At 69.8% G+C, this 13,443-nt stretch carries 9 protein-coding genes and 1 riboswitch; of the genes, 6 read left to right on the forward strand and 3 right to left on the reverse strand.

Annotated elements, in window-relative coordinates; translation table 11 throughout:
* Positions 1 to 24: 24 nt before the first annotated feature.
* From ACIOEW_RS38510 to ACIOEW_RS38530, 5 genes are all read left to right on the forward strand, one after another.
* Positions 25 to 1,224 (forward strand): MFS transporter, encoded by a 1,200-nt coding sequence (locus tag ACIOEW_RS38510; RefSeq protein ID WP_401969989.1) that lies wholly within the window; start codon positions 25 to 27, stop codon positions 1,222 to 1,224.
* Positions 1,225 to 1,294: 70 nt separating this feature from the next.
* Complete coding sequence (locus tag ACIOEW_RS38515; RefSeq protein WP_401969990.1) at positions 1,295 to 2,863, forward strand: hypothetical protein; 1,569 nt, start codon at positions 1,295 to 1,297, stop codon at positions 2,861 to 2,863.
* 32 nt (positions 2,864 to 2,895) lie between these two features.
* Positions 2,896 to 3,948, forward strand: a complete 1,053-nt coding sequence (locus ACIOEW_RS38520; RefSeq protein WP_401969992.1) for an NAD-dependent epimerase/dehydratase family protein — start codon at positions 2,896 to 2,898, stop codon at positions 3,946 to 3,948.
* An 18-nt stretch (positions 3,949 to 3,966) separates the two neighbouring features.
* Positions 3,967 to 4,437: an NUDIX hydrolase gene (locus ACIOEW_RS38525; RefSeq protein ID WP_362554767.1), complete on the forward strand. Its 471-nt coding sequence runs from the start codon at positions 3,967 to 3,969 to the stop codon at positions 4,435 to 4,437.
* Positions 4,438 to 4,515: 78 nt separating this feature from the next.
* A complete protein-coding gene (locus ACIOEW_RS38530) occupies positions 4,516 to 5,364 on the forward strand; it encodes a hypothetical protein (protein ID WP_362554765.1) in 849 nt (282 codons plus the stop codon).
* A 176-nt stretch (positions 5,365 to 5,540) separates the two neighbouring features.
* Here the strand turns inward: ACIOEW_RS38530 and ACIOEW_RS38535 are convergent, their stop codons facing one another.
* Positions 5,541 to 6,908: a uracil-xanthine permease family protein gene (locus tag ACIOEW_RS38535; protein ID WP_401969995.1), complete on the reverse strand. Its 1,368-nt coding sequence runs from the start codon at positions 6,906 to 6,908 to the stop codon at positions 5,541 to 5,543.
* Between the two features lie 604 nt (positions 6,909 to 7,512).
* On the reverse strand, positions 7,513 to 8,745 hold the full coding sequence (locus ACIOEW_RS38540; RefSeq protein WP_362554761.1) for an MFS transporter: 1,233 nt from the start codon (positions 8,743 to 8,745) through the stop codon (positions 7,513 to 7,515).
* Positions 8,746 to 8,895: 150 nt separating this feature from the next.
* Between ACIOEW_RS38540 and ACIOEW_RS38545 the strand changes: the two genes are divergently transcribed.
* Positions 8,896 to 10,074 carry an ROK family transcriptional regulator gene (locus tag ACIOEW_RS38545; protein ID WP_362554759.1) on the forward strand — a complete coding sequence of 393 codons (1,179 nt, stop codon included), beginning with the start codon at positions 8,896 to 8,898 and terminating at the stop codon, positions 10,072 to 10,074.
* A gap of 475 nt (positions 10,075 to 10,549) precedes the next feature.
* Here the strand turns inward: ACIOEW_RS38545 and ACIOEW_RS38550 are convergent, their stop codons facing one another.
* Complete coding sequence (locus ACIOEW_RS38550; RefSeq protein ID WP_401969996.1) at positions 10,550 to 12,895, reverse strand: chitinase C-terminal domain-containing protein; 2,346 nt, start codon at positions 12,893 to 12,895, stop codon at positions 10,550 to 10,552.
* Between the two features lie 264 nt (positions 12,896 to 13,159).
* Positions 13,160 to 13,290, forward strand: a riboswitch (FMN riboswitch).
* The last annotated feature ends 153 nt before the right edge of the window (positions 13,291 to 13,443 follow it).

Raw genomic sequence — 13,443 nt, forward strand, 5'->3', positions numbered from 1 at the left:
CTGCGCATCAGAAACCCTCAGCCTGTGACGGGCTTGTGGACTCGGGATTTCCTGCTGTTCTTCATCGCTCGCTTCGCATCGCTCCTCGGAGACGTGATGCTGCCCGTCGCCATCACGGCCGCCGTGATCGAGGCGGGTTACGGCGCGGAAGGCGTCGGCTACGCGCTCGCCGCGCAGGTGGCACCGTTTGCTGCCCTTCTGATCTTCGGCGGGGTGCTGTCGGACAGGTTCGGCGCCCGCAGGCTGATGGTGATCGCGGACGCGGCCCGGCTGGTGTGCCAGGGGGCACTCGCCCTGCTGTTCCTCCTGGGCCGGCCGGAACTGTGGCAGATCCTTGCGCTGATGGCGCTCACCGGTGCCGGCGGAGCGGTCTTCCAGCCCGGTGTCGCGAGCGTCACGCCGCGGATCGCCCGGGATGTGCAGAAGGCGAACGCCACCCTCGGCGTCGCGCAGTCGGTCACCACGGTGGTCGGCCCTTCGCTCGCCGGGTTGCTGCTGGCGTTCGCGTCGCCCGGGTGGGTGGTCGCATGCGACGGAGCGACCTTCGCTGTGAGCGGGGTGTGCCTGCTCATGGTCCGCTCGGTGTCGATGACCGGTGCGGGCGGCGGCGCGGCGAAGTCGTTGCGTCTGGACCTGATCGAGGGGTGGCGCGAGTTCCGCGCCAGGACGTGGCTGTGGAGCGTCATCGTGCTCTGGATGGTCCTGCAGCTCAGCTCCTGGGGGCCCACTCTCACCCTCGGGTACAGCACGCTGGTGACCGACCACGGGGCCTCGGTGTTCGGTCTGATCATGTCGGCGTTCGGAGTCGGGAACGTGCTCGGCGGCCTGGTGGCGCTGAGGCTTCGCCCTGAGTACCCGCTCAGGGCCGCCACTCTCGCGGTGAGCGTGTACGTCCTCATGCCGCTGGCGGTGGCCGTCGGTCTCTCCGCGTCGCTCGTCGCGGTCTGCTTCGCCATCGGTGGTGCCGGCCTGGCGTTCTGGAGCGTCATGTTCCACACGAGCGTGCAGACCCTCATCCCTCAGCATGTCCTCGGACGGGTCCACGCCTACGACGCCGCCGGGTCACTGGTCATGCTGCCGGTCGGGCAGGCGATAGCCGCCCCGGTCGCGGTGGTCCTGGGGACGGTCCCCGTGCTGGTCACGGCCGCGGGTATGGGGCTGGTCGTCTGCGCCCTCCTGCTGGCCGTCCCGGCGGTACGCAATCTCCGAAGAGCCGATGGCTGAGGCCCGGCGGACGAGTGCCGCCCGCCCGGCACGCCGACGACAGGATTTCCGGAAGGAGACGAGGAGGATCATGGGCGACGAGCGGACCTTGCTGGAGCTCAATCCGTCGCAGCTGCGCAACCTGCGTAACTGGGCTGCTTCCGACCTGCCCCACAGGGCCCTCAACCTGGAGCTGCGTGTACGCCACGAAGCGACCGCGGCCGAGACCCTGGAGGCGCTCGGGGAGCTGATACGCGCACACGAGGGGCTCCGCAGCAGGCTCGCCCGAGATGAGGCGGGCAGGCTGGTCCAAGAGGTCCTGCCGCCCGAGGTGGCCGCGTCGGCGGCGCGTCTCGCGGAGCTGGTGGAGACGGCCGAGCATCGGGACGACGGCGGGGACGACTGGCAACCCGTCCCGGTGCCGCCCGGACAAGGCGCCCTGAGGGCCGTGCTGTTCACCCGGGCCGCCCTCGTCGTCGCGATCAAGCTCACCCTCTCGCACGTGTTCGTGGACGCGCTGGGAGCGCAGGTCGTCGCCCGTCATCTGCGGCAGCTCCTCGCCGGGGACGTCGACCCCGGGTTCCGTGCTCCGCGTCAGGCCGGTGCGTTCGCCAGATCGCCCGAGGACCCCATGGTCGTGAGGAATACGGAGCATTGGCGGAAGGCTCTCGCCGACGCTCCGAGATCATGCACGTACGGCGCGGTGAGACGAGAGAAGGAAGAGCTCTGTCAGGAGGCGCACGAGCCGCTCGACCCCGAAGAGGCCGAGGGGATGGAAGGCGCTTGCAAGGAGCTCGGCATCAGCCCGCACACCGCGTGGGTCACTGCCATGAGCGTCGTCGCGAGCCGACTGTCCGGGAGCCATCGCCAGGTATTCAAGGTCACCTTCGCGAACCGCCTCTGGCCCGCGGACTTCCGCGCCGTCGCGCAGCTGGCCCAGCCGGTCTTCGCCCTGATCGACGGGAGCGAGGACGACTCCGTGCGTGAGAGGGCCGCGAAGACCGCTCGCAGCCTGGCGTCGGCGTTTCAGCGCGGTGTGTACGACGCGAACGCACTCCTGGAGTGGCTGAACTCGGAGACGATGTTCAACGGTGCCGCATTCCAGCCGGCCTTCGAGGTCAACTACCTCCCCGCCCTGGGCCCCGAGGAGGCGGGATCCCTCCGCCTGCCGGAGACCGACGAGGTCCACCTGGCCACCACCGGTGTCGACCCCCACTCGGGGAAACCGGAACTCGTCCTGGTGGTACGTCATCTGCCGGAACCCCACCTGTGGCTCACCGCACGCCGGCCGGTGATCGCGCACCGAGACGCCCCCACCGTGCTGCAGCACTGCCTGGCCGTCATCCGCGCGCTCCGCGACCGCCCGGACACCGGACTCTCGGACCTCCCCATCCCCGCCTTTCCCGATTCCGGCGGCCTGTTGCGAGGCCACCGCAGCCAGGTGGCGGTCGATCTGCGGATGACCCGCTCGCTCGTGGAGTCCGCTCCGGGGGTCGATGCCTGCGAGCTGGAACCCGTGCCCGGCGCCGACGGCACCGTACGGATACGGGCACGGCTCCGTACGCGGGGACGACAGGAACCCGCCGGGCTGCTGGCCTGGCTGCGCCGCGAACAACCATGGTTCGCAGGGTCCGTGATACCGGACGACCTGGTGATCTGAGTACGTCTCGTTGTTGTCGACAGGGAGAGTGAATGCGGACACGCATATTGATCACCGGTGGTGGCGGATACGTGGGATCAGCCCTGGTGAAGAGGCTTGCCGAGGGCGGCGAACACGACGTCGTCGTCGTGGACAGCGGCCTGACGTCGGGCCGTACGGAGGGAGAACCCGGTGTCTCGTACGTCCGTGCCGACGTTCGTGACTGCGGAGATTGGGCCCACGAACTGGCCGGCGTGGACAGCGTGGTGCACCTCGCCGCTGTGGTGGGGGACCCGGCGTGCAGCCTGGCGCCGCAACTTGCCTGGCAAGTGAACTACTTGGGGACAGTCCGCCTGGCGGAGGCGTGCCGCAGAGCGGGTGTCGGACGCTTCGTGTTCGCCTCGACCTGCAGCAACTACGGGATCTCCGGGAGCGATCCGGCCGAAGTCACCTCGCCGCTCTATCCGCAGTCGGTGTACGCGGCATCGAAGGTGCAGGCCGAGCACCATCTTCTGGTGAACCGGGACGAACACTTCACTCCTTTCATCCTGCGCTTCGCCACGCTGTACGGGCTCGCGCCGAGAATGCGTTTCGACCTGGCTGTCAACGTCATGACCGGCGACGCCGTACACAAGGGCAGGGTGACGGTGCACGGGGGACGTCAATGGCGGCCGTTCCTGCATGTCCAGGACGCGGCGAAGGCCATCCACCTGGCGCTGGCGGCGGACCGCACGACCATCACCCCGCAGGTCTACAACTGCGGGCCGCTCGCGGACGGACACCAGATCATCGACGTCGCACGCCTGATCGCCGCGGAGGTGCCCGGAACCGAACTGGTCATGCAGGACACCGTGACCGACAGCCGTGACTACCGGGTCGACTTCAGCCGCATCCATCGCGACCTCGATTTCTCCGCCGGCCTACGGGTGGTGGACGGAATCCGGGAGATCAAGGGCCGGCTCGACGCGGGAGATTTCAAGGACTACGCAGAAGCCCCCTACAGCGATCTCCTGGCGCTGACGGAATCTCTGCACCGCAAGGACCCGGCCAGCGACTGTCGTACCGGCCGGACCTGGCCCCACCTCACCCGGACCACCACGGCCTGACCGTCGACAGGAGATGACATGGACTACATCAAGGAATTGCGCAGCCACGTCGGAACGCGACCGCTCCTGCTGCCCGGAGCACTGGTCGCCCTCATCGACGACAAGGGAAGGATCTTGCTCACCCGGCGCACGGACACCGGCGAATGGAGCTTGCCCGGAGGCCATATGGAACCCGGGGAGACCATCACGGACACGGCCTGCCGTGAAGTCCGGGAGGAGATCGGACTCGTCGTGGAAGACCTCACCCTTCTGGGCGTCTTCTCCGGCCCGGAGTTCTACTACCGCTATCCGAACGGCGACGAGATCTACAAGGTCACCATGGTGTACTCGGCACCGTGTCCGCCAGGCTCCCTTGCGCTCGACGCGTCGGAGGTCAAGGAGGCGGCCTTCTTCGCCGTCGACGCCCTGCCGCAGGACATGTTCATCCAGGAACGACGCATCCTTGCTCGCGTCCTTCCCGTCTCAGCAGCCGAAGTCGTCGTTCATTGACATGTCGTCGACGGCCCTCGGCGCGACGACGTCGCGTCCGACTGGCACCCCCCCCCGCCGCGAGGAAGGAGCGGAGCCATGCGCATCGAACTGGCCTGTGTGCCCGGAGCGCCGGATGTCCCCAACGAAGACCTGGTCGCCGTCTCTCTTCCCTCCTCCAGCGGCGGCGGCTCACTCGTCGTGCTGGACGGCGTGACCCCGCCGGCCGACGGCGACACGGGGTGCGTGCACTCGGTGCCCTGGTTCACCGCCCGCCTCGGCGCCGCGCTGCACGGGCTGGTGGGGACGCGGCACGAACTGACCCTGGCTGAGTGCCTGGCCGAGGCGATCGAGCGGACAGCCGGAGCACACCGTACGAGCTGCGACCTGACGCACGTACACACCCCGCAGACCACCGTCGTCGCGGTGCGCTGGGACCAGGACCGAGTGGAACACCTGGTCCTGTCCGACTCGACGCTGCTGCTCAAGGCGCCGGACGGAGCGCTGCGCGTGGTGTTCGACAGGCCCGTGCTCGAACTGCCGCCGCCGCTGAGGGCGCTGCGCGACCGGGTACAGGAGCTGCCGCTCGATTCCCCGGAACAGGAGGCGGCGAGGCGGGAGTACGGGCGGGCGGTGGAGGGACTGCGCAATGCCGAGGGCGGGTTCTTCACCGCCGCGACCGACCCGGACGTCGCCCGTCGCGCGGTGACAGGAAGTACGCCGCGCGCCGAGGTCGCGGCGCTGGCGGCACTCACCGACGGCGCGACTCGTTGGACGGAGGTCTTCGGGCTCGGCGACTGGGAGGCCCTGCTCGGCCTGCTGCGCAAGGAGGGCCCGCACGGGCTCGTCGACCAGGTGAGGGCGGCGGAGTCGGCCGACCCGCTGCGGCGTGAACACCGCCGCGGCAAAACGCATGACGACGCTTCGGCGATCTATGTGGAGCTGTAGCGACGAGCCCACTGCCGTCCGGTGCCGGACGGCAGTGGGCTGCGGGGGCTCCGGCCAGGTGGAACACCACCGGACACCGCGGCGAGGCATGTGACACCACGAGGCCTGGTGTCGCGCCGACCCGACGACGTCACTGGCCGGTGCGGCCCGGACGACCGTCCTGACGGCGGGCGCCGCTACCGCACGTACCCCGGATCGTCCGGTCCGGTGAGCGGCGGCTCGGTCTTCATGTGAGCAGGTGCCAGGGCCCGAAGGGCGTGGTAGCCGACGACGACGATCAATGTCCCCAGCGCGATGCCGCTGAGCTCGAAGTTGTCGGTGAGCGTCAGACCGACGTTGCCGATTCCCACGATGAGCCCCGCGGCCACCGGCACGAGGTGGAGCGGGTTGGACAGGTCGACGCGGGAGCGGACCCAGATCTGGGCGCCCAGCAGGCCGATCATGCCGTAGAGGATGACGGTGATTCCGCCGAGGACCCCGCCGGGGATGGCGGCCACGACGGCACCGAACTTGGGGCAGAGCCCGAACAGGATCGCGAAGCCGGCGGCGCACCAGTAGGCGGCGGTCGAGTAGACGCGGGTGGCGGCCATGACGCCGATGTTTTCGGCGTACGTGGTCGTGGCGGGGCCGCCGACCGACGTGGACAGCACGGTGGCAGCACCGTCGGCCATGATCGCCGTGCCGAGCTTGTCGTCCAGCGGGTCGCCGGTCATCTCGCCCACGGCCTTGACGTGTCCGGCGTTCTCGGCGATGAGGGCGATGACGACGGGCAGGGCGACGAGAACCGCGGAGAGGGAGAAGCTCGGGGCGTGGAAGGTGGGAAAGCCGACCCAGTCGGCCTTGGCCACCCCCGAGAGGTCGAGGCGCCAGTGGTCGACCGATTCGGTGCCTCCGGCGGGGGAGTGGATCTTGCCGAAGACGCGGTCGAGGACCCAGGAGATCAGGTAGCCGAACGCCAGGCCGAGGAAGATCGCGATACGGGACCAGAAGCCGCGCAGCACGACGAGGGCGAAGCCCGTGAAGAGCATGGTGAGCAGCGCGGTCCACTGATCCTGGGGCCAGTAGGTGCCTGCGGTGACAGGAGCCAGGTTGAACCCGATGAGCATGACCACAGCGCCGGTGACCACCGGCGGAAGGACGGCGTGGATGACGCGGGCGCCGAGAGCGCGAACGACTGCCCCGCACAGGAAGAGGACCGCGCCGACGACCAGCAGCGCGCCGGTGAGGGTCGCCGCGTCGCCGCCCTGAGTCTTGATGACGGCGGCCACGCCGATGAACGACAGGCTGCTGCCGAGATAGCTGGGGATGCGGCCACGGGTGATGAGCAGGAAGAGGATGGTGGCCACACCGGATGCCATGACGGCGAGGTTGGCGTCCAGACCCATCAGGATCGGGGCGACGAAGCAGGCTCCGATCATGGAGACCACGTGTTGTGCACCGAGGCCGGCGGTGCGCCCCCAGGTGAGCCGCTCATCCGGTTTCACGACTTCGCCCGGTGCGAGGCTCTTGCCGTCGCCGTGCAGCTTCCAGCCGAAGCCCGCCATGGTCTTGCTCCTTGATGTGTTGCTGGGTGGTGATGAGGCCCGGCCGATGAGGTCGGACGGCTTCGATCATTGGCGGGACAAACGGTTCAGCGGCACGTCGACAGGGCCTGCCGTGGAGTGAGCACCCGCCTGGCGCACCCCCTGTCCTGTGGGGAAGCGCCGGCTGTCCGTGGTCGTCATGGGTGTGACGAGGTGCCGGACATCGCGACCACGTGCTGGGCGCCGAGCCCGAGGGCCCGACGTACGCCGAGGAAATGATCAGCGCCATGTTAGTGCCGGAGCGAGGTGCGGTCCCGGCCGGGCTCCGGGCACGCGGGAGCGGCGCCTCGCTCGAGCAGTGGCCGGAAGGCTCGTCGCCCCAGCGGCGGCGAGTTCGCGGCTGAGCCGGGCCGCGAGGCCCCTCGGGGCGAGACCGCAGGCGGCGACGGCGCCATCGCCGATACAGAGACCGCCGCGGTCCGGGCATCCGGGTGCCCCATGGGTGAGCAGCCCCAGGTGGCGCGTCAGTGATCCCCGTGCGCTTCGGGATCGCTCACGCCGGCCGACGCTTACGTACGTCCGGCGTGAGCGGGAACTCGCCAGGCGGAGCCGGGGGCAGTACGTCTCAGGGGCGCGGTCCGGCCGGTGCCGCGCTCGGGGCACCGGCGTCCGAGGCGGCCACGGTCTTGCGGTCGCCGGCCCGCAGCACCCCGGCGCCGAGCACCAGCCCGAACGCCAGCACCGACACCACGCCGAACGAGACGACCAGCGAGGTGGCCTCGGCCAGGGACCCGATGGCCGACGGGGCGATGAGCCCCGAGGTGTACGTGATCGTCGCGACACCGGCGATCGCCTGGCTCGGGTTCGGGCCGCTGCGCCCGGCCGCCGCGAAGGCGAGCGGGACGACCACGGCGATGCCGAGCCCCAGCAGTCCGAAACCGGACATCGCCAGGGCCGCGTTCGGGGCGGTGACCACCATGATCCCGCCGACGGTCGCGAGAACGCCGCCGGTCCGGACGGTCCGTACCGCGCCGAAGCGGTCGACGATCCGGTCGCCGGCGATGCGGGCGATCGCCATGGTCAGGGCGAACGCGGTCGTCGACGCGGCCGCCAGTCCGGCCGAACTGTCCAGGACGTCGCGGAGGTAGACCGCCGACCAGTCCAGGCTGGCCCCTTCCGCGAACACCGCGCAGAAGCCGACCGCGCCGATGATCAGGGCCGACTTCGGCGGCAGGGCGAAGCGCGGCGGCGGTTCCTCGTCCGGTTCGCTGCGCAGATCCAGTACGCGCTGACAGGCGATCAGACCCAGGGCGGTCAGGACGAGCGCGACGATCGTGTGGTGCAGCCGCGCGTCCGCCCCCACATGGGCGGCCACCGTGCCCGCCGCCGAACCGATCAGGGCTCCGACGCTCCACATCCCGTGCAGCCCGGACATGATCGACTTGTCGAGGCGGTTCTCCACCTCGACACCGAGCGCGTTCATCGCCACGTCGGACATGCCGGCCGACGCCCCGTAAACGAAGAGCGCCGCGCACAGCGTGAGCAGGTTGGGGGCCAGGGCGGGCAGGATCAGGGCCAGCGTCCACAGGGCCAGCAACCCGCGCAACGCGGTTCTGGCGCCGAAGCGGTGGCTGACGGCACCGGCGAGCGGCATCGCGAGCGAGGCGCCGATCGCCGGGAAGGCCAGAGCGATACCGAGCTGCCCGGCGCTGACCCCGGCGTGGTCCTGGATCCAGGGCACCCGGGTGGCGAAACTGCCGGTCACCGCGCCGTGCACGGTGAAGACCGCGGCGACGGCGTACCTGGCCCGCCGCACCTCTTGCGCTCCGAAGACCGGAACCGTGGAATTCGTCGTCATACCGCCGTGCCCTCCCCTGGAAATGCTCTGTCCGCGTGGTTCTCGGCGCTCCTCGGCGGCCTTCTCCACGATGCGGGCAGTAAACTATCAGGAACCCTGCCTGATAAATAGACTGCCGGGACCGCGGCAGTGATCTGGAAGGATCCCGGCATGCCCGCATCACCGAGTACCGCCCGGGCCATCAACGACCGGCTCGCCCTGCGCCACCTCCAGCAGGACGGCCCGCTGACGGCCACGCAGTTGAAGACCCTGACCGGGCTCTCCCGGCCCACGGTCGCCGACCTGGTCGAACGGCTGCAGGGCGCGGGACTGATCAGGGTGGTCGGAGAGGCCGGGGCCGACCGCCGCGGCCCCAACGCCCGGCTCTACGGCATCGTCGCCGACGGCGCCCATCTGGCCGGCCTCGACGTGCGTACGGACAGCGTCGCCGTGGTCGTCGCCGACCTGCTTGGCGTGACCCTTGCCGAGGCCACCCTGCCGATCGGCAGCGACACCCCGGCCGATGACGCCGTCGAACAGGCCGTCGCCCTCCTGGAACGCACGGCGCACACGGCCGGCACGGCGCCGCTCCACAGCGTCGGCGTCGGAGCCCCCGGCCTGATCGACCCGGTCACCGGGGAGCTGCGGGACACCACCGGACTGCCCGCCTGGCACCGTCGACTGGTCCGGGCACTCCAGCAGCGCCTGCCCGCGACCGTGCTCGTGGAGAACGAGACCAACCTTGCCGCCGTCGCCGAGCACCGCGTCGGAGCCGCCCGCGGCCACGACACCTTCGTCCTGCTCTGGCTCGGCCACGGTGTCGGGGCGGCCGTGATGCTGGACGGGAAGCTGCGCCGCGGCGCCTCGGGCGGTGCGGGCGAAATCGGCTTTCTGCCGGTACCCGGCACGATCGGGTTCCCTTCGGCCGTCAACTGCGACGGCGGCTTCCACTCCCTGGCGGGCTCGGCGTCGCTCTGTGAACTGGCCGCCGCCCACGGCATCACCGCACCGGTTGCGGGACAGGAGCCCGGCGCCGCGGGCGTCGTGCGCGCGGCGCTTGCGGGGCAGGGGGACAGCGAAGCCTTCCTCGACACCCTCGCGCACCGCCTCGCACTGGGCGTCGCCGCGGTCGCCTCGGTCCTCGACCCGGGTTGTGTCCTGCTGGCGGGCGAGGTCGGTCATGCGGGGGGCGACGCGCTGGCCGCACGCGTGGAGGAACGGCTGGCCATGATGTCCCCGCTGCGCACCGAGGTCAGAGCCGGCCTGCTCGGCGGCACCGCGGTCCTGCGCGGCGCGCTGCTCGCTGCCCGCGAGGCGGCTCAGGACGCGCTGTTCACCCCGGTGGTGTGAGTGGGGTTCCGTGGCTGCGGGTGCGCCTTGTCCGGTGGGTGGGGGTGGGTCCCCTCCGGGGCGTCTCCTCAGAAATGGCGTGTGCACCCGGCAACGCGGTGAACCCGGGTCGTACGCCATTTCCTGCGGGGACGCCCCTGCACGGCCCCACCCGGCCTCACCCGCGTCTGCACACCGGCGATACAACGGCCGCAGACGCCAGACGGCCGGGTCCGGGGCCGTGCAGGGGAGTCCCCGCAGGACGACGAACAGATACCCGACCTGCTATGCGTACCCGCGGAACGTTCGTCGTTTGAGGAGACACCCCGGAGGGGCCCCGGACCCCCACCCACCGGGGAACGGCGCACCCCCCCGCGGAGCACCCGCACCCAAGCCCGTCCGGCGATTGAGGACGGAACCCCGCACCCCGGAAACGGCGGAGCCCGACGGTGACCGGGGGCGATCCGGTCACCGGCGGGCGGCTGTGGGGGGAGCGTCAGCAGGCCCCGAGGTCCTGCCAGACACCCCATTCGCCGGTGGATCCGGGCGTGTCACCCTTCGTCCACCACTTGGCCTTCCACTGGTGCGAACCGTGGCTGACCGTCGCACCGGCGCCGTACTCGGAGCTCGCGCTCCACGCAGCCGCGGCGCACGCGCCGCCCGTCGGGTCCGGGCTCGGCCCGGTCGTGCCGGTCGGGTCGGGTGACGGCGTGCCGCCCGTGCCGGGCTCGACGACCGTCGTACCGCGCGCCAGGTCGGCGGCCAGCGCGTACGACTGTCCGCCGAAGGTCACCGTCCAGTTCGACGGTGTGGACGTCGGCAGGTAGTAGGTGAAGTCCACCTGCACCGAGGCGCCGGGCGCCAGGGTCTGCCAGGCCGGGAGCTTCAGAGAGACGCGGTTGTAGTCGCCCTTCAGCCCGCCGATGTTGTTGGCGGCGGTGTGGTCGCTGCGCACGATCGTGGTGCCGAAGCCCGACTGGTCCTTGGCGTTGGCGGGCGCCGAGGTCGCGTAGTCGAACTGGAACTCCGTGCCGCCGGGCAGCGTCGCCTTCGTGTTGTTGGTGATCTTCAGCTTGGGGCTGATCGGGTAGTTGGAGTCACCCAGCGGGAACTGGTCGAAGGAGACGTCGATGTCCAGCGCCTGGGCCGGCAGGTCGATGGTGGAGCGCTTGGCCCCGTACGGCGCGGCCGACTTGAAGGTGTCGTACATCGTCGAGGTGAGGGTGGAGCCCGGCTCGTACTGGCCCTTCGCGGCGTTCCAGCCGTAGTCGCCCGCGAGTTCCCAGATCATCGTGCCGCCGATGCCCTTGTCGGCCACGTAGTCCGCCTTGGTCTTGACCGACTGCTCGTCCTCGGTCGAGAGGAAGACCTTCTTCTCGGCGTTCCACAGCCAGGGGGCGACCAGCGTGGAGTCGTACTTGCGGACGTAGGTGCCCGACAGCTTGGTGTCCGCGGGGAATCCGTAGTCCGTGACGTAGTCGCCGACGACGCCCTTCTCCAGGTTCTTCGCGTGCCACATCGGGTTGGAGCCGGCCGGCGCCTCCTTGCCGTTGGTGTCCAGGTCGTGCCAGAGGTTGTCGATGCCGACGGCGCCGTCCCCGCACTTGGTCAGCCCCGCACCGGCCGGGCAGTCGGTCGTGGCCGCCTTGCCCCACAGGCCGTCGGTGCCGCCCTGCACGTTCTTGAAGCCGCGGGTGTAGTACGGCAGGCCGATGTTGATCCGGCCGGACGGCATCGAACCGCGGAAGTAGTGGTAGGCCCAGTCGGTGTTGAGGTAGCCGGTCCCGCCGTACTGCGAGGTCGAGTAGACGCTCGCCTGGGTGAGTTCGGCGTCCTTGCCGTCGTCGAACAGCGCGGCGTTCGGGCCGACGTACTCGTTCCAGGCGCCGTGCAGGTCGTACGACATGATGTTGACGTAGTCCAGGTACTTCTGGACCTGGAAGGTCTCCATGCCGCGCAGCAGATAGCCGGACGAGGGCGCGGCGACGCTGAGCAGGTAGTGCCTGCCGTCGGCCGCGGACGCGCGGTCGAGCTTCTCGCGCAGGGTCTTCATCAGCGCGGCGTAGCTCTTGACGAGACCGGCCCGGCGGGCGTTGGACAGGGTCCAGTCCAGCGGGTTGCCGGCGTCCTTCATGGTGGTCGGGTACTCGTAGTCGATGTCGACGCCGTTGAAGCCGTACTTCTTGATGAAGTCGACCGTCGAGTCGGCGAAGGTGTTGATCCCGGCCTGGTTGACCGAGCCGTCGGCGTTGGTCGCCATCGAGTAGAAGCCGCCGGAGTCCACCCGCTTGCCGCTGTCGTCGAAGTAGCCGCCGGTCTCGGCCCAGCCGCCCACGGACACCATCGTCTTCACGTTCGGGTACTGCTTCTTGAACTTGTTGAGCAGGTTGAAATGGCCCTTGTAGGGGAGACCCGGGTCCATTTCGGCACCGGCGACTCCCGGCCACGTCATGCCGGTCGAGGCGTTGTCCGGGCCGTCGGCACCGACCGAAAGCTTGTTGGCGCCGTCGACGTGGGCGAACGCGTAGTTGAGGTGGGTGACCTTGTCCCAGGGGATGTCGGAGGCGAGGTAGGCGGGCTTGCCGTCCTTGCCGGTCCGCCAGTTGGTGAAGTACCCGATGACTCGCCGCGGGTGGTCGGCGCCCATCTTCTCGCGGCCCTCGGAGTCGTAAACGGAGCAGTACGGGACGGCGACGCCCGGGGTCTCGTAAAGCCCGTCGGGGCGACAGGACTCCTGGTCGGCGGCGTGCGACACGGTTGCGGAGAGCGAGCCGATCAGCAGTGCGGCGACACTGGCGCCGGCTGCGAGCAGCGTGGCTCTCGCGCGGGTGGGGGACAGCACGTTCGGTTCCTCCTGGGGAGGTCGGCAGAACACAACTGGCAAGGGGGTGGGTCGCGTTGGTTCCCGGGTGTGCGCACACCGCGGAACCGTTCCTCGGAGGTGACGCAGAGATTAAGAGGACTAGACCACTGCGTCAATAGGTCTGGACCAATAGGGTGCGAGTGTCCGAAAAGAGCCGCTGTCGCAGCCTGTTTGTGAGCCACTCCACAGCGTTCACCCGTATGGGTCACGGCCAGTCGTGGCACACTGATCGTGTACCAGCAGCAGCGCACTCCGGGGTCGGTGCAATTCCGAACCGGCGGTTATAGTCCGCGACCCGTCCGCATCCAGCGGCCGGTTGACCAGGTGAGATTCCTGGACCGACGGTTAAAGTCCGGATGGGAGGCAGTGCGCGGCGGGCCGTTTCGCGGGTACGCCGCCGTCGGCGGATGGTTTTCGGGCGACCGATCCATCCGTTTTTCGGGCATTCGGCGTCCCTGTTCAGCGTTCCGCTTCATCTGTCGTCATCGACAGGCCCCGGAGTCCGTGCCCGAAGAGGCAGGAGGACC

This window comes from Streptomyces sp. NPDC087901 (assembly GCF_044742205.1).
Classification (GTDB): domain Bacteria; phylum Actinomycetota; class Actinomycetes; order Streptomycetales; family Streptomycetaceae; genus Streptomyces.

What these genes read in the sequence shown, in the direction of transcription:
- ACIOEW_RS38515 (WP_401969990.1), top strand. Translation starts at nt 1,295, where the DNA reads ATGGGCGACGAGCGGACCTTGCTGGAGCTCAATCCGTCGCAGCTGCGC.
- ACIOEW_RS38540 (WP_362554761.1), bottom strand. Translation starts at nt 8,745, where the DNA reads ATGACGACGAATTCCACGGTTCCGGTCTTCGGAGCGCAAGAGGTGCGG.
- ACIOEW_RS38525 (WP_362554767.1), top strand. Translation starts at nt 3,967, where the DNA reads ATGGACTACATCAAGGAATTGCGCAGCCACGTCGGAACGCGACCGCTC.
- ACIOEW_RS38535 (WP_401969995.1), bottom strand. Translation starts at nt 6,908, where the DNA reads ATGGCGGGCTTCGGCTGGAAGCTGCACGGCGACGGCAAGAGCCTCGCA.
- ACIOEW_RS38545 (WP_362554759.1), top strand. Translation starts at nt 8,896, where the DNA reads ATGCCCGCATCACCGAGTACCGCCCGGGCCATCAACGACCGGCTCGCC.
- ACIOEW_RS38520 (WP_401969992.1), top strand. Translation starts at nt 2,896, where the DNA reads ATGCGGACACGCATATTGATCACCGGTGGTGGCGGATACGTGGGATCA.
- ACIOEW_RS38530 (WP_362554765.1), top strand. Translation starts at nt 4,516, where the DNA reads ATGCGCATCGAACTGGCCTGTGTGCCCGGAGCGCCGGATGTCCCCAAC.